At 44.6% G+C, this 19,027-nt stretch carries 17 protein-coding genes; 12 read left to right on the top strand and 5 right to left on the bottom strand.

All coding sequences use genetic code 11. The features are described 5' to 3' along the window. Nucleotides 1-6: 6 nt before the first annotated feature. A complete protein-coding gene (locus DFP79_RS00225; protein ID WP_133501813.1) occupies nucleotides 7-1,494 on the bottom strand; it encodes a class I adenylate-forming enzyme family protein in 1,488 nt (495 codons plus the stop codon). A 401-nt stretch (nucleotides 1,495-1,895) separates the two neighbouring features. After that, nucleotides 1,896-2,861 carry a DMT family transporter gene (locus DFP79_RS00220; RefSeq protein WP_133501811.1) on the bottom strand — a complete coding sequence of 322 codons (966 nt, stop codon included), beginning with the start codon at nucleotides 2,859-2,861 and terminating at the stop codon, nucleotides 1,896-1,898. 87 nt (nucleotides 2,862-2,948) lie between these two features. Between DFP79_RS00220 and DFP79_RS00215 the strand changes: the two genes are divergently transcribed. Then, entirely contained in the window at nucleotides 2,949-3,857 is a 909-nt protein-coding gene (locus tag DFP79_RS00215) for a LysR family transcriptional regulator (protein ID WP_133501809.1), read from the top strand. A gap of 51 nt (nucleotides 3,858-3,908) precedes the next feature. On the opposite strand, the gene DFP79_RS00210 is transcribed toward DFP79_RS00215, so the two are convergent. Then, a complete protein-coding gene (locus tag DFP79_RS00210) occupies nucleotides 3,909-4,439 on the bottom strand; it encodes a tetratricopeptide repeat protein (RefSeq protein WP_133501808.1) in 531 nt (176 codons plus the stop codon). Between the two features lie 189 nt (nucleotides 4,440-4,628). Between DFP79_RS00210 and DFP79_RS00205 the strand changes: the two genes are divergently transcribed. Both DFP79_RS00205 and DFP79_RS00200 read left to right on the top strand, forming a co-directional pair. Next, the gene (locus DFP79_RS00205) at nucleotides 4,629-6,779 is read left to right on the top strand and encodes an FAD-dependent oxidoreductase (protein WP_133501806.1); all 2,151 of its coding nucleotides are present in this window, start codon (nucleotides 4,629-4,631) and stop codon (nucleotides 6,777-6,779) included. Between the two features lie 128 nt (nucleotides 6,780-6,907). Then, complete coding sequence (locus tag DFP79_RS00200) at nucleotides 6,908-7,180, top strand: hypothetical protein (RefSeq protein ID WP_133501804.1); 273 nt, start codon at nucleotides 6,908-6,910, stop codon at nucleotides 7,178-7,180. A gap of 11 nt (nucleotides 7,181-7,191) precedes the next feature. On the opposite strand, the gene DFP79_RS00195 is transcribed toward DFP79_RS00200, so the two are convergent. Continuing rightward, nucleotides 7,192-7,674, bottom strand: a complete 483-nt coding sequence (locus DFP79_RS00195) for a GNAT family N-acetyltransferase (RefSeq protein WP_133501802.1) — start codon at nucleotides 7,672-7,674, stop codon at nucleotides 7,192-7,194. Nucleotides 7,675-7,791: 117 nt separating this feature from the next. Between DFP79_RS00195 and nrtS the strand changes: the two genes are divergently transcribed. Beyond that, on the top strand, nucleotides 7,792-8,010 hold the full coding sequence (gene nrtS / locus DFP79_RS00190) for a nitrate/nitrite transporter NrtS (protein ID WP_133501800.1): 219 nt from the start codon (nucleotides 7,792-7,794) through the stop codon (nucleotides 8,008-8,010). 33 nt (nucleotides 8,011-8,043) lie between these two features. Here nrtS and DFP79_RS00185 read toward each other — a convergent pair whose 3' ends face one another. Then, entirely contained in the window at nucleotides 8,044-8,568 is a 525-nt protein-coding gene (locus tag DFP79_RS00185; protein ID WP_133501798.1) for a cysteine hydrolase family protein, read from the bottom strand. A gap of 69 nt (nucleotides 8,569-8,637) precedes the next feature. Here DFP79_RS00185 and DFP79_RS00180 point away from each other — a divergent pair, with 69 nt between their 5' ends. The 8 genes from DFP79_RS00180 (at nucleotide 8,638) to nirB (ending at nucleotide 18,996) form a co-directional block, all read left to right on the top strand. After that, nucleotides 8,638-9,624, top strand: coding sequence for a GlxA family transcriptional regulator (locus DFP79_RS00180; protein ID WP_208111370.1), 987 nt, complete (start codon nucleotides 8,638-8,640; stop codon nucleotides 9,622-9,624). 223 nt (nucleotides 9,625-9,847) lie between these two features. Continuing rightward, entirely contained in the window at nucleotides 9,848-10,654 is an 807-nt protein-coding gene (locus DFP79_RS00175) for a hypothetical protein (protein ID WP_133501796.1), read from the top strand. A 35-nt stretch (nucleotides 10,655-10,689) separates the two neighbouring features. Continuing rightward, entirely contained in the window at nucleotides 10,690-11,304 is a 615-nt protein-coding gene (locus DFP79_RS00170) for a hypothetical protein (RefSeq protein WP_133501794.1), read from the top strand. A gap of 443 nt (nucleotides 11,305-11,747) precedes the next feature. Beyond that, on the top strand, nucleotides 11,748-13,169 hold the full coding sequence (locus DFP79_RS00165) for a CmpA/NrtA family ABC transporter substrate-binding protein (protein WP_133501792.1): 1,422 nt from the start codon (nucleotides 11,748-11,750) through the stop codon (nucleotides 13,167-13,169). Nucleotides 13,170-13,249: 80 nt separating this feature from the next. Beyond that, nucleotides 13,250-14,221, top strand: a complete 972-nt coding sequence (locus DFP79_RS00160) for an ABC transporter permease (protein ID WP_013662967.1) — start codon at nucleotides 13,250-13,252, stop codon at nucleotides 14,219-14,221. Between the two features lie 45 nt (nucleotides 14,222-14,266). Continuing rightward, nucleotides 14,267-15,124, top strand: a complete 858-nt coding sequence (locus tag DFP79_RS00155) for an ABC transporter ATP-binding protein (protein ID WP_013662968.1) — start codon at nucleotides 14,267-14,269, stop codon at nucleotides 15,122-15,124. A gap of 26 nt (nucleotides 15,125-15,150) precedes the next feature. Further along, on the top strand, nucleotides 15,151-16,434 hold the full coding sequence (locus tag DFP79_RS00150; RefSeq protein ID WP_133501790.1) for an NAD(P)/FAD-dependent oxidoreductase: 1,284 nt from the start codon (nucleotides 15,151-15,153) through the stop codon (nucleotides 16,432-16,434). A 15-nt stretch (nucleotides 16,435-16,449) separates the two neighbouring features. Further along, complete coding sequence (nirB, locus tag DFP79_RS00145; protein ID WP_133501788.1) at nucleotides 16,450-18,996, top strand: nitrite reductase large subunit NirB; 2,547 nt, start codon at nucleotides 16,450-16,452, stop codon at nucleotides 18,994-18,996. The last annotated feature ends 31 nt before the right edge of the window (nucleotides 18,997-19,027 follow it).

Genomic DNA, 19,027 nt, shown 5'->3' with positions numbered 1-19,027 from the left:
CTACATCTATTTAATCGAGTATTCAAATTTCCCCAAATTTGAACGAACAATGTCTTTGACTATTATCAATTCTGTTCTTTTATAGTCATTTCCCAACTCGATAATCAACCTAGAATAGGCTTCCTTTTTCCACTGCTCACCATCAATTAAGCCATCTTGAGACACTTCAACCTGAAAAGAAGGAACGCCGACCTCGTTATAGGTTAAAGTCGTGTTCAAATCACTCACGCATGAATACTGCTGTAAGCACTGATTAACATGCTCGGAAAAAATCCAATCACCGCTATCGCCTTTTATCCGATTGCTTAAACGATACTTCCAAGAAACATACCCATCCTCATTGATTTCAACAATATCCTGAGTATCAATGTAAGTTGGCTTAACGCCCTCCTTCCCTAAATAACCAAGGAAAAGGTAATTAGAATATATTCTAAGTTCACCTTCGCCGGTATCTTGCTCTATCCCATTCTCATCAAGCACTTTTAGAGTCATATCGCCAAACGCTTTACCGCCCAGCCCTAAGTTAAGGGCTCTTTCATGCAGCTTTTCAGCCAATACCGTTCCTATCGCCTCAGTCGAGCCGTAGGTGTTGTAAACGGGGACATTGAAATGTTTTTCAACCTGTAGCTTATGCTGGTGATCCATTCTGGAGCTTCCATTAATAACGAACCTCAAGCTTAGCGCTGAGTCTGTCTCTCTTTCTCCAATTGCAGCCATAAGCTGGATAAACTTAGGCCCACTGAAGATAATACTCGGCGAGTCATTAATCATAAGATCCATAACACTGTTAACAGAAAAAGTGCATTGCGGGGCAATTACCTCAGTACCATACATAAGAGGGATAAATATTGAATTCCGTATACCTGAAATAGTGTGTAATGCCGCTGTACTTAAGAGCCGGTCGTCTTTCGTAATCTCAAAATGACGCGTAAAATTTTCTGCCAAATGAAACAAACTGTGGATGGAGATGAGCACACCTTTTGGCTTGCCCGTCGTGCCAGATGTAAACAATACTAATGCTGGAGAATTTGGCGCCCAACGATAACTTTCGGTAGCTAACTCGAGAATCCGTTTTGTTTGCTCTGAGAACCAGAGAAAGAAGTCTTGTTCATAGTGCTTCGGTTCACTCTCATCCGACTCAACAACAAGATGTAAGAATGAGTGAGAGAAAGTCCCTTTGTAGCCTCTCGCATTTTGACCAGTAATAAGAATATCAGCCTGTAAGTCGCTTACCATCGCTTTTTTTTGGTCAGCCAGTTTGTTTTCAGGAATCACCGCTACTTTCCATCCTGCAAACCATGCGGAGATCATTAAAATGCGAGCATTATCTATATCAACCTTATCGAGCGCCAATGTCCCTTGCTCTGCATAAAGACGAAAAGACTGACTTAACTGTAAAACAAATTCCTTTATTTCAACGCCAAAATTATAAGTTAACTCATCAACATCTATATAGCAGCTCGAATCATTGGTGCAGGTCTTGAACACAGTCATACATTCAATTCTCGTTCTTTATGGAAAGAAGCGCTTTTAGCGGATCTGGAAAGGACTATTTTTTTGAAGCATATATTTGAAACATAGAGAGCTAGAATACCCACCATACTCCATGTTTCCACAAACATTCCTTTCAATAGCAATTTAGCTACCTTGAAGATCATCATAGCAACGCAATTCACGAAATTAAAGTAACAGCTTCCCATTGATACTGAGCAACATTTGTTGCGGACTAAATATTAGGAAATCAAAAGAACCACTCTTTCTTGCTGAAATGGAAAAGACTACCGTACCGATCTCTTCCAAACTGCACTTAGAAAATAAACACTAGATATCAATAATAACGAGGCAATTTAGACATATTCGATCGGTATCTCAAAACACGATATAGGGCGATCTCATCACTCTATCTGTATAAGAAACATAGCAAAAATCACCAGCAATATGCCGGGAGCAAAGCTCAACGAAAACGAGACAGACCCCATCAAAATTGTCAGTACCAATACAAACAATGGGTTTAAAAAGCTATAAGATGCAACCTTTGTTGCTCCTAATTTAACGATGCCGTATTGAGTGAGGAAAAAACTAAGTAAAGTAGTAAACACTGCCAGATACAAAAGCCCTCCATAAACCATTGCGTCTACTTTACCCCATTCGACATACACCAACTCAGGAAGTGAGAGCAACAACAACCAGCCTGCACCAAATAAGATTACCCAAAATGTCATCACCTCCGTTGGTTCGCCATCATGCATGCGTTTTATAAGCGGGTTGTACAAACTAAAAACCAGCGCTCCGACTAAGAAAATGCTGTCGCCTATATTGAAATCTAAAAACAGTAAGGCTGAAAAGTCTCCTTTAAAAACAATCCAAATTGCCCCAACAGCGCCACATAATAATCCAGTGCTTTTGAGTATTCTCGTACGCTCTTTATTAATAATGGTCGAAAATACTGCCGTCATAAGCGGTACGGTTGTAAACAAAGCGCCCGTATTCAGAGCCGTTGTATATTTTAGCGCTTCAAACATACACCAAAAGAACGTCACCAATGGCAAACTTAATAAGGCATAACGGCAAAGCGACCGAACAGTTGGAATATGCAATCCATGCTTAATAAAGATATACGGAGCGAACAGTAAGGCAGCCATACTAAACCGAATCAGCATCATGACATCGGAAGGCAATTTACCTGCAATGAGCTTACCAACCGGAAATGAACTGGCCACAAACAAGACCATCACCAACATCAAGCCATGTATCGGCCAAGTGCGAGGCAGGACTTGATCGAACAAATCTACTGGCGTTTTCGCGTTATTCTTAGCAGCAGTCATCATATGTATTCCCTCCAGATAATATCTAGCAAGCATACACTTTCTCCTTTATGCTAATAATCCAAGCCCCCAGACACTCTATGTTGAGATAATGGAAACAGTTTCCCTAAAGGAGGTGTCCACATGGACAGCCAAGGTGATATTTCAATACTGGTGACAGTCGTTGAATCCGGCAGTTTTTCAAAAGCAGCAGAGCGACTAGGGATATCGAAATCCGCTATCAGCAAACGCGTCAGTCAGCTAGAAGCACAACTGGGTGTAAAGCTACTGCACAGAACGACTCGAAAACTGAGTTTGACGGAAGCAGGTGAGCATTTTTTCAAACACGCTCAAATCGCCCATCAAGCATCTAAAGACGCGATCGACGCCGTTGCTCAATTACAGGGGGAACCGCAAGGCCGCTTGAAAATCAGTTGCCCAATGTCTTTTGGTCGATTACATCTCGCACCACTTATCCCAAAATTTTTAAAAAAATACCCTAAAATTACGATTGATCTCGTGATGGACGACAAAATCAGCGACATCATTGGTCAAGGGTTTGATCTTGCTATTCGTGGCGGAGTATTGCCAGATTCCAATTTGGTAGTTCGAAAACTCGCACCGCTGCGAAGTGTTCTTTGCGCCTCTCAAACATACCTAAATCAGCACGGGGTTCCCGCTGAATTGACAGCGCTGTCTTCGCATAATTGTCTTGCTTTCACGTACTCAAACGATAAACGAGAATGGACTTTTATGAAGGAAGGCGAAGTACAGCGCATTTCAATCTCAGGTAATTATCAGGTCAATAGCAGTGAAGCACTAAAAGAAGCCATTATTCAGGGACTCGGTATCGGTAGATTGCCTACCTTTATTGCTGGGCCTGAGACAAAAAAAGGCAATCTCGTTGCCTTATTTGAGGAATACGAGATGCCACGTCAAAGCATGTATGCGGTATACCCCGAGCGACATTACCTACCCAAAAAAGTGAGAGTTTTTATCGACTTCATGGTTGAACAGATTGGTTCAGATACCCCCTATTGGGACACATATTAAACAGGAGATATCAAAACACGGTTAAATACGTTTATGTTATGGACGTCCTATTTATTCGTGACAATTCACATGATCCCTAAATCGACGAATCCCTGATTCCAATTCTCTCTTATTTTTAGATACTTCCTGAGAAATCACTTCAGCCATGTCATATGATTCACATGCTTGCTCAAGATTATCTGCACTATAGTATGCATCCCCCATTCCCATCAGAGCCCACGAAGCCATGAATGTATTTCCCTCTTCGTAATACACATCTGAGGCTTTTTGGTAGTAATTTGCTGAATCTTGATAGGATTTTAGTTCATGTACATTTTCTAAAGTGTCAATTGCACCTTGATAACTCTTAGATTTATATAGATCGCCAAAGGCGATATAAGCACCAGCAACACCTGAACGACTATCTCTTTTTTTAAAGATAGCAAGAGCCTCTCCAATGAGCGTCTCAGCTTTGATAGGCTGACCACGATCTCTCAGTCGATAAGCATTTTCTATTTTCTTTTTAGGATTGGATGTTTCAGGAATAGGTCTTGTTGCACATCCCACAGAAAATAAAATAAAGAGCAGTAAAAAGTATTTCATATCACCTCCATGATTTACATATTTCACAGTATATACAGGAAGTTATCGAGAGACAGTTTTTAACCTCAGAACCTCACTGGCTCCTAAAATTTCAAATATACCTCACCCTACTTTTTCTTATCTATGCTGTAATAAGAGCATGTAACAAACGACTAACTAACAGTTGATTTACTCTTTAGGAGAGTTTGAATGAAAAAATTGGGCTTGGTCTTGGTATTGGCATGTGTCATTACAGGCTTTTTCTATCTTGATTTGCATCACTTGCTGACGTTTTCAGGTCTAAAATCTGGATTGAGCGAGTTCCAACAATGGTTGGATGCGAGCCCTCTTTTAGTGGCTGGAGGCTACTTTGTTCTTTACGTGTTAGTGACCGCGCTTTCTCTACCCGGTGCTGCGGTCATGACACTCGCAGCGGGCGCGTTATTTGGGCTTTGGTGGGGGCTGTTACTTGTATCGTTCGCAAGCACTATTGGAGCGACACTGGCCTTCCTTGTATCCCGATATCTGCTGAGAGACAGCATTCAGGCTAAATTTGGAGATCGTCTAAAAGCAATCAACGAAGGTGTCGAAAAAGACGGTGCCTTCTACCTATTCACTCTTCGTCTCGTTCCAGTTTTCCCCTTCTTTTTGATCAACTTATTAATGGGGTTGACCACCCTTAAAGCCGCAACGTTTTATTGGGTAAGCCAAATAGGTATGCTGGCAGGCACCATCGTTTACGTCAATGCGGGCACTCAATTGGCTCAGCTTGAAGGCTTAAGTGGCATTCTTTCCCCCGCTCTTTTAGGTTCGTTTGTACTGCTTGGTATTTTCCCATTGATCGCTAAGAAAATACTGGACGTTATCAAAGCACGCCGCGTATACCAAGGCTACACTAAGCCTGCAAAGTTCGACCGTAATCTCATAGTCATCGGAGCAGGCGCTGGCGGATTAGTAAGTGCTTACATTGCCGCTGCCGTGAAAGCCAAAGTCACCTTAATTGAAGCACATAAAATGGGAGGAGATTGCCTGAATTACGGCTGCGTCCCCAGCAAAGCCATCATAAAAAGCGCCAAGATTGCTCACCAAATGAAACACGCGGATAACTACGGTCTTGAGGCAAGCGATGCAAAATTTTCCTTCAAAAAAGTCATGGAACGCGTTCACAACGTCATCGCCAAAGTGGAACCACACGACAGCGTTGAGCGCTACACAAAATTAGGAGTGGAAGTCATTCAAGGCTACGCTCAATTGATTGACCCTTGGACAGTCGAAATCAAATTAAACAATGGTGAAACCCAACGTCTCACCAGTCGCGCCATCATTCTCGCAACCGGTGCGCGCCCTTTCGTTCCCCCGCTGCCTGGTATTGAAGACGTTGGCTACGAAACCAGCGATACTTTGTGGAGCACGTTTGCAGAGCGCGACGAAGCCCCTAAACGCTTAGTGGTTCTAGGTGGCGGGCCAATAGGATGCGAGTTGGCACAATCCTTTGCTCGATTAGGTTCAGACGTTACCTTGGTTGAGCGCTCTGAACGCATCATGATTCGTGAAGATGTAGACGTTTCAGAGTATGCGACTCAAAGTCTCAGCGAGAGTGGCGTAACGCTGCTCACCAACCATTCCGCAATTCGATGTGCGCTTGAAAACGGTGAAAAAAGGCTCACGGTCGAACACAATGGCATCGAATCACACATCGAATTTGACGACATGATTTGTGCAGTTGGCCGTGTTGCTCGACTTGAAGGATACGGCTTAGAAAAACTCGGCATCGAGACCAAACGCACAATCGTCACCAATGACTATTTGGAAACGCTTTTCCCTAATATTTTCGCCGCTGGCGATGTTGCGGGGCCTTATCAATTCACGCACACAGCGGCGCATCAGGCTTGGTATGCCGCCGTGAATGCCTTGTTTGGCAACTTGAAGAAATTCCGTGTCGATTACAGTGTCATACCTTGGACAACCTTTATTGACCCGGAAGTTGCCAGAGTTGGACTCAGCGAGCAGGATGCAAAAGAAAAAGGCATTGCATACGAAGTAACAAAATACGGCATTGATGATCTCGATCGAGCCATTGCTGAAAGTGCAGATAAAGGTTTTGTGAAAGTACTGACCGTTCCCGGTAAAGATAAAATTCTCGGCGCAACGATTGTTGGCGACCATGCAGGCGATTTATTGGCGGAGTTCGTTCTGGCCATGAAGCATGGGCTGGGTCTTAATAAAATACTCGGCACCATACACACGTATCCTACATGGGCAGAAGCCAACAAATATGCAGCTGGTGAGTGGAAAAAAGCACACGCACCTGAAACCGTACTGAAATGGCTCGAAAAATACCACACATGGCGAAGAGGATAACAAGGTATGCGCACATTATGTTCTATCTTATTGCTGTGTCGAGATCCGACTTTGATTAATGGCCGCTTAGTAAATAGCTCGCGTTTCTGATCAATGCCTATAACGCTTGGACGGTTCTTTTCGAACCCATGGAAGCGCAGCTAGAATCTCAAACGCTTCGCTTTCTGGCCGATGGCAGCCGAAATCGAGCGAATAACAACACCCTAGAACTTTCGTCTATTTTTAAATGGTACAAAGAGGATTTCGAAAAAGGATGGATGGGCTACACGTCTCTGTTCGATTCTCTAGCGAGCTATCAAGAAGCATTACACTTGACCGATGAGCAGCAAAGAAAGCTCTCGACACACGACTTAGAGATTGCTTACTTGTCTTATAACTGGGCGTTGAACCACCTTCCATGAGCGAGGCAATGTCAATGCTCACTAAGGTTTTTTGACAGCGTACGAGTGCGCGCTCTATAGCCTTGCGTCGTATAAAAGGATTGTGCGTCTTTATTTTTTTCCAGTACTTCTAACGCCACGGCTTCGGCACCCACAGATATAAGCCATTGCTCCGCATGCTCGGATAGACTTCGCCCCACACCTGAACGTTGCATTGTGCGTGACACTACAATGGTTCCAATACGCCCAAGGTTTTTGGACACCATAAACGGCATATTGAATCGAATAATATGGGCGCTGATATACCCTTTAATATCACCGTCGATTTCTGCAACAAATACGCGGTTATCCTTCCCGTTCAGAATCTGTTTCCAATAACGCTTATACTCTTTGTCACCCACATCATCCGGCACCAAAAAAAGCTCTGGCTCAAATTCATATTGATCTTGTTGAATCTGAGCCGACAAATAAGCCATTTTGTCGAGATCATTAAACGTTGCGGTTCGAATACGCATGATAAGTCGCCTTTTGGTTTGGTAAAAATAGCATCTAATGCACAGATCTGAGAGTATGTGGTACGACTTATCACAAAGTTCCCTATCCACATTTGAATCTACGTAAAGGACAACACTATGCGAAAGTGGATCCCCGTTTTAACGTCAAAAGCCGTCGCGACCAACGCACTCAAAATTGCATTGGTCGTCGGGACGGTTTTAAATGCCATAAACCAAGGCGATGCCATTGTTAACTCATTGGATATAGAATGGGGCAAACTTTTCCTAAACTACTTTGTTCCCTACTGTGTTTCATCCTACAGTGCTGCCAAAATACAGATTCAAAACCGAGCATAGCATAGTGTTTAAAATCGAGAATTGTCCCGCGAATTAGAAGCACTCGTGGAAGGCTTTGACCTCTACATGGTCAGCAATCGCTCTTAAGGCAATACCATGAACCATACGGTCGACACTCGTACAGGCATCTCCTATCACGGTGACAGTATATTGATCGGCCATTTTGGACATTGCGGTAAAGGCAACACAGTTCTGTGTCATCATTCCGCAAATTAGAAGGTTCTCAATTCCATCTGATTTTAAGGTTAATTCCAGCTCCGTGTTTAAGAAAGCATCCGCGTGCTTTTTCGTTATTACTTTTGCCTTTGGTGCAGCATCAAGAGCACGTGGGTGTATCGCGATGCCTTCTGAATCGGGCACGAAGAATGGGCTTTCAGTTGTTCCGATATGTTTAATAAAATAAACAGGCCAACCTTTCTCGCGGGCTGAGATAATGGAATTCTCTATCGTTTCCAGTGTTTTATCAGCCTCCCATTGAGGGTATTTTCCACCCGCAAAATAATCATTTTGTACGTCGATCACAATCAATGCTGTCTTTTTATTAACGGTAGAACTCATAGCCATCTCCAAGAAATTTAGTGGTACAGCTATTTTGGAACGCTTTCAATTGGGATTTAAGCGTCTAATATGACATATTATTGGCCATATCAGACACTATTTATGAATTACGAAGAGCCCATGCCAACCTTTTACATAAGCATTGCAATCATTCAATATCCGGGGAGTCTTTTATCTGCCGTATACGGCTTAGAGGAGATGTTTGAGATTGCGAATAGCCTTTGCTCTGAGCAAGGTCTTGATGTGTCTTTCTCCACGCAATTAATAAAAGAGTCTGACGTCACAACACAACAAAGAACATATGATCTAATTTTGCTTCCGCCAAGCACTCACGACTCTTATTACTTAAATCCTAATAACGACTTCATTACTTGGCTTAAAGAGCAATATAGCAAGGGCGCAATTTGTGCAACGGCGTGTGCCGCGGCTTTTATTCTTGCCGAAGCACAATTGATCAAAAATACTTCGATTACCACGCATTGGCGTTTAGAAAGTACTTTTAGGCAAAAATACCCTCATATCAATTTAAAGGTCGATGCCATTTTAATAAACGAAGGCCAGATCATCACGGCAGGAGGAATGATGTCATGGATGGATTTAGGGTTTGAAATCGTGACTCAATTTACAAACGTACAAACTCTTCGAGAGCTTGGACGCTACTTAGTCATTGATACATCCCCAAGAGAGCAGCGTTATTACGCTAAATTCATTCCTCCGTTAAACCATGGCGATGAAGCGGTACTTGCCTTACAACACCATATTCATGCTCACTTTGATCAGGATCTTAGTATCCAATCACTGATGTCTTTATTTCATTTCACGCAAAGAACGCTTCACCGACGCTTTATTAAAGCAACAGGGTACAACCCATCCCAATATATTCAGCGATATCGTGTTCAAAAAGCGTGTCAGCTATTGGAAACCACCCACCTTCCATTTGAATCCATCGCATTTAATCTTGGCTATCAGGACGCTAATGCATTGCGAAAAAAGTTTGTCGAGATCATGGGCTTGTCCCCTAAAGAATTCAAAAACCGCTTCCATTTAAAGCCATAGCGTAACGAATCTAACCCTTCGTCAATTTGACTCTAAACGATCAAATGTAGTCGACGCTCGTATTCAAAACCTCAACCTTACGAATTTTTTCGTCTTCCTCCCGAAAAATATTTACAAAAACTTACACAAGATCCGCGTCCCGCTTCTTTACGTGTGATTTTTTCACACCTATTATAAAAAACATCCAACGTGTGATTTTTTCACACTTAATGTGAGGGCAATTATGATTCAGATACTTCAAAAACGTTTTTTAGTCTCTTTACTCGTTACAGGAGCAATGGGTATAGCAAGCAACATGTCATTTGCCTCAGATGAAGATGTGACCGGTGATTCCGCTACAGAGGCGGTAAATGAAGAGGCTGCCAGCACTTCTGCAGAAGAAGATAGCGGCGCTACGAACGCCTCCGATGAAGAAACCACTGCAAACTCAATTGATGAGTCGGTCACGACAACAGAAAACAACACGGCGACAGATGAAGAAACAGTCAGTACAGGCTCAGACGAAGATGTTGCATCTTCGAATTCAAATTCTGCGACAGATGAAGAAGGCAATAGTACCTCAAACGATGAAAGCGTCGTCACTTCAAATGCCCCATCCAACGCTTCAGATGAAGAGATAACGAACAACGCTAGCGATCAATCGAACGGGGCTAACACGAACGGAGCTAACACTAACGACACATCAACAGAAAACGGTGGACCATATTCAAACTTGGACCCAGATTTCGTTGCGCCGCCTTATCCTCATGTACCCACACAACACACTCAACCACCGACGAAAGATCACGACAAATACCAGCAGACGAGCGCTAACTCTCAAAACAATGGCTCTCAAAACAACAGTGCTCAGAGCAATAACTCTAAAAACAATAACTCTAAAAGCACTCGCTCCCAAAATAGCTCTAAGTCTGAGTCAAAATCCAGCAACCGTTCACGCAATTCAGATAACGGCAATCGCAGTTCGAAAAGGGGAGAACGCGATTCCAACCGTAGCGACAGGGGAAGTCGCACTGACCAGAAACGACATTAATTACTGCTTGAATACTTCAATGTGAGGAAAGATCTATGAGAAAGTCCATTTTTGCCATTGCGAGCACAACCGCTCTTCTGTCTTTACCGGCCGTTGCGGTTCTTGCTCTGCCTGCTTTAGCCTTTGCAGAGACAGAGAGCAACACGTCTGATACATTCGCCCAAATAGGTGGCGGTTATCACTCCAGTTTTGTGAGCGAAAACAGTAACGACTATGAGGCATCGTTTGATTCTCCGGTCTTTTCCGCACGGTTGATTCCACAAGAAAACGTCGCGTTGGAATCAAACTATTACTATCCAGGTGCTGGTGACTATACGAAGGGAACCGATTCAGGCCGCTCGGTGTTTGATGTTTCGGGCTTAGAGTTAAACATGCTGCTCAGCACCTCACTCGTTGATGAGGGATTCTACGCCTATACAGGAGTCGGGCTCTTTAGCGAAACATGGGAATCGACAAGCAGCGGCAATCAATACGTCGCAACAGGATTACAGCTCCCAGTCGGTGTCGGCTACAACTTTGGTAAGTTTTCAATCGACGCGCAATTTGCATTGCGTGATCCAGACTCATACACCAAAGACGTCTTCTCCGCGGACGACGCGAGTATGAATGAAGCCAATACCGTAAAGTTTAGATTGTTTGCGAACTTATAAATAAACCGACCTGACTTTCACCACATTGGGTAAATAACCACAGCGCTCGATCACGAACTCATCTAGTGATCGATTGCGAATGCCATTACGCACAATTCCAGTCACTGTGTCGCCATTTCCAATTGGGTGCATAATAAGCAAAAAGGTTCTTATTCGGTGCACGAATCAAATTTCAAAATGAACGCTTTGTCAAAAAAAAGAGCACATCCCTTTAAATTCAACAACTTATAAAGTTGGCACAAGTTCTGCTTACATTAAGAATATAACCGGTAATATCACAAAAGAACACTTTGCTTTAACAACGTTTGTTTAAGCAATATAAAAATTAAGAATCGAAGACGATTCAAATATGGCAAAGGCGCCAGACACACATATTTCTAGCAATAGAAGAGTGAGTCTGGCGCCTTTTTTCGTTTCTGGGTCTATCCAATTGGAGTACAAACATGAAAAAGACGTTTGGTCACTACGAACAATCTCAAGGTTTTCTCAAAACTCATGCTGCAAGCGCAATTAAGTTCGCGACGAAAGTTGCAGCTGTTGGCGCACTAGTCGCCTCCATGCAAGCTCAAGCTGAAATTGGTGAGCCAGAGAAAGAAGACTTAAAATTCGGCTTTATTAAACTGACGGATATGGCACCTCTTGCGATTGCCTACGAAAACGGATACTTCGAAGACGAAGGCCTCTATGTCACCTTAGAAGCACAAGCAAACTGGAAAGTGCTGCTTGACCGCGTAATTGATGGCCAGCTGGATGGCGCGCACATGCTAGCAGGTCAGCCACTTGGTGCCACAATTGGCTTCGGTACTCAGGCGCATATCATCACTGCGTTCAGTATGGATTTAAACGGTAACGGCATCACGGTTTCCAATGATATTTGGGCTCAAATGAAACCAAACATCCCTAAAGATGCCGATGGAAAACCCGTTCACCCGATTAGCGCATCGGCGTTAAAACCGGTTGTGGAAAGTTTCAAAGATGAAGGGAAACCCTTCAATATGGGCATGGTATTCCCAGTTTCAACGCACAACTACGAGCTACGCTACTGGTTAGCAGCGGGTGGTATTCACCCGGGTTACTATGCTCCGAAAAAAGGAGACATCAGCGGTCAAATCGGTGCTGACGCACTGTTGTCCGTTACGCCTCCTCCTCAAATGCCGGCGACCATGGAAGCAGGCACTATCTACGGTTATTGCGTGGGCGAGCCGTGGAACCAACAAGCCGTCTTTAAAGGCATCGGCGTACCTGTTATTACCGATTATGAAATCTGGAAAGACAACCCAGAAAAAGTATTTGGTGTAAGCAATGAATGGGCAGACGAATTTCCAAACACGCACCTACGCGTCGTTAAGGCTATGATTCGTGCGGCAAAATGGTTGGACGAAAACAACAACGCAAACCGCCCAGAAGCGGTTGAAATTTTATCTCGCAGTGAATACGTCGGCGCAGACTATGACGTTATCGCCAACAGTATGACGGGAACGTTCGAATACGAGAAAGGCGATAAACGCGAAGTGCCTGATTTCAACGTATTTTTCCGCTACAACGCAACGTACCCCTACTACAGTGATGCGATTTGGTACCTGACTCAAATGCGCCGTTGGGGACAAATTGCGGATAACAAACCAGATTCTTGGTTCATGGACACTGCGAAAAAAGTATACCGCCCTGACATTTATGCAACCGCAGCAAAAGAGCTGATCGAAGAAGGGTTAATGGAAGCAAGCGAGTTCCCTAATTTCGAAACTGAAACAGGATTCAAACCACCTCAAAGCGAATTTATTGACAACGTTACATACGATGGACGTTACCCAAATAAATACCTTGAGAGCTTTGAAATCGGCCTAAAAGGCGACGACGAAGTATAGAAATTTAAAGACTACCTAGCTCCCAACTGCACAAGGACGTGCCTTTTTATTCTAAGAACAACGTATTGAGAAAGACAAACATGATGACACCAAACATAAAACTAAAATCTATTCAGGATTGGTATCAAGGCTTTTCCATTAAGAACCTGCTGTTACCCATACTGGGTATTTTGGTCTTTTTGGTGATTTGGAATGTTGGCGCAAGCCGCGTTCATACTTCCCTTGGTACATTCCCAGGGCCAGTTGCTGTCTATGAGCAATTTCAGAACTTAATTGCGGATCACCAGCGTGAACGCCAAAAGGAAGTTGCTTTCTATGAGCGTCAGGAAAAGCGAAATGCAAAAAAACTCGCAAAAAACCCTGATGCCAAAATAAAAGTCCGCCCGTATACAGGCAAACCTACCTTTTTTGATCAAATTGGAACAAGCCTCTATACCGTTGTTGCAGGCTTTGTGCTTGCCAGTTTAATCGCCATACCCGGCGGGATCATTATTGGGCTAAGCAGTTCCGTCTACAGTGCATTTAATCCATTAATTCAAATATTCAAACCCGTCTCACCGCTAGCATGGTTGCCTCTCGTGACTATGGTTGTCAGTGCGGCGTATGTATCAAAAGATCCCATGTTTTCAAAGTCGTTCCTAACCTCCATGTTCACTGTGACACTTTGTTGCCTATGGCCAACATTAATCAACACTGCGGTCGGTGTTGCTGCTATTGAAAAAGATTTATTAAACGTTTCTAAGGTATTGCGCCTTGGTTGGTTCACTCATGTTATTAAAATCGTCATTCCTTCTTCTATCCCTATGATGTTTACCGGTTTACGCCTGTCTTTGGGTATTGCTTGGATGGTACTGATCGCCGCCGAGATGCTCGCACAAAACCCAGGTCTTGGTAAGTTCGTATGGGATGAGTTCCAAAATGGCAGCTCAAACTCGCTTGGCCGAATTATGGCGTCCGTTATCGTGATTGGTTTAATCGGCTTCCTATTAGACCGAACCATGTTGAGCATCCAAAAAATGGTGTCTTGGGATAAATCTCAGATTTTGAGATAACGATTAAAAACACATTCACGAGCGAATTACGCGAAGGTAAAGAATATGCATAACTATTTAGATATCAGCCAAGTATCCATTGAATTCCCGACACCAAAAGGCCCTTTTAAAGCCTTGGATAGAGTGGATCTAAAAATACAACAAGGCGAATTTGTTTCTCTTATCGGTCACTCCGGCTGTGGTAAGTCGACCGTCCTTAATATTGTCGCAGGCCTTTACGATGCCACCGAAGGCGGCATCATGTTAGGCGGCAAAGAAGTAAAAGGGCCGGGGCCAGAACGCGCCGTCGTCTTTCAAAACCACTCTCTTTTACCTTGGCTAACGGCCTATCAAAACGTCGAGCTTGCGGTAAAGCAGGTTTTTAAAGGTAAGAAAAGCAAACAAGAAATGCACGACTGGATCTGTCACAACCTTGAGTTAGTACACATGACTCACGCGATTGACAAACGTCCTGACGAAATTTCCGGTGGCATGAAACAACGTGTCGGTATCGCTCGTGCGTTGGCAATGGAACCCAGCGTTCTACTGATGGACGAACCCTTCGGCGCACTGGACGCACTGACTCGTGCACACCTTCAGGATTCCCTAATGGAAATCCAAACCGACCTGAACAATACCGTCATTATGATTACCCATGACGTGGATGAAGCGGTACTTCTTTCTGACCGTATTGTCATGATGACCAACGGTCCCGCAGCCACAGTAGGTGAAATTCTCCACGTAGACCTTGAACGTCCTCGAGACCGCTTAGCACTGGCAAACGACCCTAAATACGTCGATTACCGAGCGCAAGTATTGACATTCCTTTATGAGAAGCAAAAAAAAGTAGAAACGTTGGATAAACACAGAACCAACGCAAAAAGCGGCACCAAGAACAACGAACCGAATGCAAAGCAGGCTTAAACGAGTCATTCGTTAAGAATTCAATTATGACAAAACAACACCTAATCATCATCGGCGGCGGAATGGCGGGCAGTAAGCTTGCTAGCGAACTGTTAACCAAAGCCCCAGATCAATACAGGATTACGGTGATTGGTGAAGAAGCTCGCATTGGCTACAACCGAATTATGCTGTCTTCCCTTCTTGCGGGGGAAATTAAAGAACAGGATATGAACCTCATCAATGTAGATGAGCTTTCAGAGCAAGGTGTTCAATTTATTTGTGACGATCCTGCGATCCGTGTTTCCTATGATCATAAGCAGGTTGTGTTGCGTTCAGGCACATCCCTTAATTTCGACAAAGTAGTATTCGCTACCGGTTCTCGCTCAAGAACGTTAGATATTCAGGGTAACGACGCCCTCAATGTCATCGGCTTTCGAGACTGGCAAGATGTCGACGTAATGGCAGCATTGCCAGAACGAAGCAAGGTAACGATCATCGGTGCCGGTTTACTCGGTTTAGAGGCCGCCGTTGGTTTGACAAAACGAGGCCATACAGCGACGGTTGTGCATCGTTCAGGGCACATATTAAATCGCCAACTCGACCAGAAAGCGGCATCGCTTTTACAAAATAAACTGGAGAGTATGGGGATTGCATTTCGCCTTGGCGTTAACCCAACCAAGCTAATAAAGAGCGAACAAAACCTAGTACACAGCGTTGTGCTTGACGATAAAAGCACCCTAGAGACGCAATGCGTTGTCATGGCCGCAGGCATCACGCCAGAAACACAGTTGGCTAAATCGTCAGGGCTTATCGTAAATCGAGCCATTCAGGTCAATGAGCGTCTTCAGACATCCGTCGAAGGTGTCTACGCCATTGGCGAATGCTCGGAGTTCGCCAACACGACTTTTGGGTTGGTCGCCCCGATTTGGGATCAAATTGACGTGCTTTGCGAACAGTTAATCGCATCAAGTCAGTACGCTTTGGCGCACAATGAAACACCAAAGTTTCGCATCAACCCGATTCCGGTCAAGCTTAAAGTGTCTGGAATCAACCTGTTTTCCGTCGGTGATTTAAGTACTTTCACCGATCGCAACTCCATCACATTTGTAGATGCATCGCAGCATCATTACCGCCGACTCGTGGTCAACGACGACAAACTCGTCGGCGCAATTCTTTTTGGCAACGTCGCCGACGGTGGCTGGTACTTCCAGCTAATACAGAATCAAACCAATGTCAGCGCTTTACTAGATCGTCTTATATTCGGAGAAGCCTATTGCACTCCGATAGAGCACGAGAAAGAGCTCTTAGAAAAACGACATAAAGCAAGCTGAGATACGAGGGCTTCTATGACAACGAATCAAAACAAACCACGAATCGTCGTTGTTGGTAATGGGATGGTCGGCCATCACTTTATCGAACAACTCATTCAATCTGGTGCCAATCAAGCATTTGATGTTCAGGTGTTTGGCGAAGAAAAATACATCGCGTACGATCGTGTACACCTAAGCGAGTATTTTACCGGCAAAAACGCAGAAGACCTGTCACTGACCACCAGCGAATTTTACAAAGACAATAACATCGATTTCCACGCGAATACGAAAGTCGTTGCGATCGATACACCAGCCAACAGCATACGTTTAGACGACTGCACTCAAGTGGATTACGACAAACTGATTTTAGCAACAGGCTCGTACCCATTTGTGCCACCGATTCCGGGACACAAACGAGATAATACCTTTGTTTATCGTACCTTTGATGATCTAGACGCAATGCGTGAATGCGCAAAAGACTGCAAAACAGGAACAGTCGTAGGAGGCGGTTTACTTGGCCTTGAAGCCGCTAATGCACTCAAAAACCTCGGTTTAGAAACTCAAGTGGTCGAATTCGCGCCACGTCTTATGCCCGTTCAGCTTGATGAGACTGGCGGCGCAATGCTTAAAGACATGATCGAAGGAATTGGTGTTGACGTGTATACCGCGACGGCAACCAACGAAATCGTAGACGGCGAAGCCGCATTCCACCGCATGAACTTCGCCGACGGCAGCCACTTAGAGACCGATCTCATTCTTTTCTCTGCGGGTATTCGACCTCAAGACGAATTAGCACGCTCATCCGGGCTTTCTTTGGGTGAACGTGGCGGCATCGAAATCAACAATGTGTGCCAAACGTCTGTCGATAACATTTACGCCATTGGTGAATGTGCCCTTTGGAATGGCAAGATCTTTGGTTTAGTCGCGCCGGGTTACACCATGGCTAAAGTGGCCGCTGATCATGTAATAGGGAATAACAGCCTAGCTTTTGAAGGCGCTGACATGAGCACCAAACTCAAGCTACTCGGCTGTGATGTCGGTTCGATTGGCGATGCTCACCAAGCAACACAAGGCGCTAAATCTTTTGTCTATCAAGATGAATTAAGCAACGCCTACCGTAAAATAGTTGTATCAGAGGACGGATCAAAACTATTAGGCGCTGTATTAGTCGGCGACAACAGTTACTACGATACTTTACTGCAATATTACCTAAACGGCATCGATCTTCCGAAAGAACCTCAAGGGCTCATTCTGCCGGCATCAGATGGCGCACCAGCCGCACTGGGCGTTGATGCACTGCCTGATACGGCATCAATCTGCAGTTGTCACAATGTCACAAAAGCCGACATAAATGCCGCTGTCGCAGACGGAGCAACCGGTGTTGCCGATGTAAAAGGCATCACCAAAGCAGCAACTGGGTGTGGCGGTTGTGCCGCGTTACTGAAAAAAGTGGTCGATAACGAATTGCTCGCCCTTGGCATTGAAGTCAGCACGGATATCTGCGAGCACTTTGCCTACACCCGTCAAGATTTGTTCAACCTAATTAAGGTCGAAGGCATTAAAACCTTCGCTGAACTGTTAGATAAGCACGGCAAAGGAAAAGGCTGCGATATCTGTAAACCAGCGGTCGGCTCGATTTTAGCGAGTGTATGGAACGACTATGTTTTAGGAAAAGAGCACGTCGCCTTACAAGACACCAACGACCGTTATCTTGCAAACATGCAAAAAGACGGCACCTACTCGGTCGTGCCACGTATTCCCGGCGGTGAAATCACGCCCGACGGCTTAATCGCCATCGGCGACGTCGCCAAACGCTATAACCTCTACACTAAGATCACAGGCGGTCAGCGAATTGACCTGTTTGGTGCAACCTTACCGCAACTGCCTAAAATCTGGTCAGAACTGATTGATGCAGGGTTCGAAACCGGCCAAGCCTACGGTAAATCCGTTCGAACCGTTAAATCTTGTGTGGGTAGCACGTGGTGTCGTTATGGCGTAAACGATTCTGTCGGCATGGCCATCTATATAGAGAACCGCTACAAAGGACTGCGTGGTCCTCATAAAATTAAATTTGCGGTATCTGGCTGTACACGAGAGTGTGCCGAAGCTCAAAGTAAAGACATTGGTGTGATCGCCACCGAAAACGGCTGGAATCTTTATGTATGTGGTAACGGCGGTATGAAACCACGCCATGCAGACTTGTTTGCAACCGACCTCACCGACGAAGAGCTGATTCGATACATAGACCGAGTTCTAATGCTTTACGTCAAAACAGCGGATCGCCTGCAACGAACCGCAACCTGGATGGACAACCTAGAAGGTGGGTTAGATTACCTCAAAGACGTGATCATTGAAGACTCTCTTGACCTTGGTGCGGAACTCGAAGCGCAAATGCAACACATTGTCGATACGTTCCAATGCGAATGGACGACCACATTAAAAGACGAAAAAGCGCTGAAAAAATTCCGTCAGTTTGTGAACGCCGACGAGGAAGACAACAACGTCGTCTTTGTTGAAGAGCGAGGTCAGATTCGCCCTGCGACCGAGTCCGAGAAATACGAATTAATCGCCAAAGCGGTTTAGAACGTCACCCCCCTTGTATTCCCTCCCCTTA

This window comes from Marinomonas balearica (assembly GCF_004362145.1).
Taxonomy (GTDB): domain Bacteria; phylum Pseudomonadota; class Gammaproteobacteria; order Pseudomonadales; family Marinomonadaceae; genus Marinomonas; species Marinomonas balearica.
Note: the sequence above shows the minus strand (reverse complement) of the source record. Positions and strands in the feature narration are given on the sequence as shown.

Excerpts from the sequence above, each read along its gene's own strand:
- DFP79_RS00225 (WP_133501813.1), bottom strand. The coding sequence starts at position 1,494 with ATGACTGTGTTCAAGACCTGCACCAATGATTCGAGCTGCTATATAGAT.
- DFP79_RS00220 (WP_133501811.1), bottom strand. The coding sequence starts at position 2,861 with ATGCTTGCTAGATATTATCTGGAGGGAATACATATGATGACTGCTGCT.
- DFP79_RS00215 (WP_133501809.1), top strand. The coding sequence starts at position 2,949 with ATGGACAGCCAAGGTGATATTTCAATACTGGTGACAGTCGTTGAATCC.
- DFP79_RS00210 (WP_133501808.1), bottom strand. The coding sequence starts at position 4,439 with ATGAAATACTTTTTACTGCTCTTTATTTTATTTTCTGTGGGATGTGCA.
- DFP79_RS00205 (WP_133501806.1), top strand. The coding sequence starts at position 4,629 with ATGAAAAAATTGGGCTTGGTCTTGGTATTGGCATGTGTCATTACAGGC.
- DFP79_RS00200 (WP_133501804.1), top strand. The coding sequence starts at position 6,908 with ATGGAAGCGCAGCTAGAATCTCAAACGCTTCGCTTTCTGGCCGATGGC.
- DFP79_RS00195 (WP_133501802.1), bottom strand. The coding sequence starts at position 7,674 with ATGCGTATTCGAACCGCAACGTTTAATGATCTCGACAAAATGGCTTAT.
- nrtS (WP_133501800.1), top strand. The coding sequence starts at position 7,792 with ATGCGAAAGTGGATCCCCGTTTTAACGTCAAAAGCCGTCGCGACCAAC.
- DFP79_RS00185 (WP_133501798.1), bottom strand. The coding sequence starts at position 8,568 with ATGAGTTCTACCGTTAATAAAAAGACAGCATTGATTGTGATCGACGTA.
- DFP79_RS00180 (WP_208111370.1), top strand. The coding sequence starts at position 8,638 with ATGACATATTATTGGCCATATCAGACACTATTTATGAATTACGAAGAG.
- DFP79_RS00175 (WP_133501796.1), top strand. The coding sequence starts at position 9,848 with ATGATTCAGATACTTCAAAAACGTTTTTTAGTCTCTTTACTCGTTACA.
- DFP79_RS00170 (WP_133501794.1), top strand. The coding sequence starts at position 10,690 with ATGAGAAAGTCCATTTTTGCCATTGCGAGCACAACCGCTCTTCTGTCT.
- DFP79_RS00165 (WP_133501792.1), top strand. The coding sequence starts at position 11,748 with ATGAAAAAGACGTTTGGTCACTACGAACAATCTCAAGGTTTTCTCAAA.
- DFP79_RS00160 (WP_013662967.1), top strand. The coding sequence starts at position 13,250 with ATGATGACACCAAACATAAAACTAAAATCTATTCAGGATTGGTATCAA.
- DFP79_RS00155 (WP_013662968.1), top strand. The coding sequence starts at position 14,267 with ATGCATAACTATTTAGATATCAGCCAAGTATCCATTGAATTCCCGACA.
- DFP79_RS00150 (WP_133501790.1), top strand. The coding sequence starts at position 15,151 with ATGACAAAACAACACCTAATCATCATCGGCGGCGGAATGGCGGGCAGT.
- nirB (WP_133501788.1), top strand. The coding sequence starts at position 16,450 with ATGACAACGAATCAAAACAAACCACGAATCGTCGTTGTTGGTAATGGG.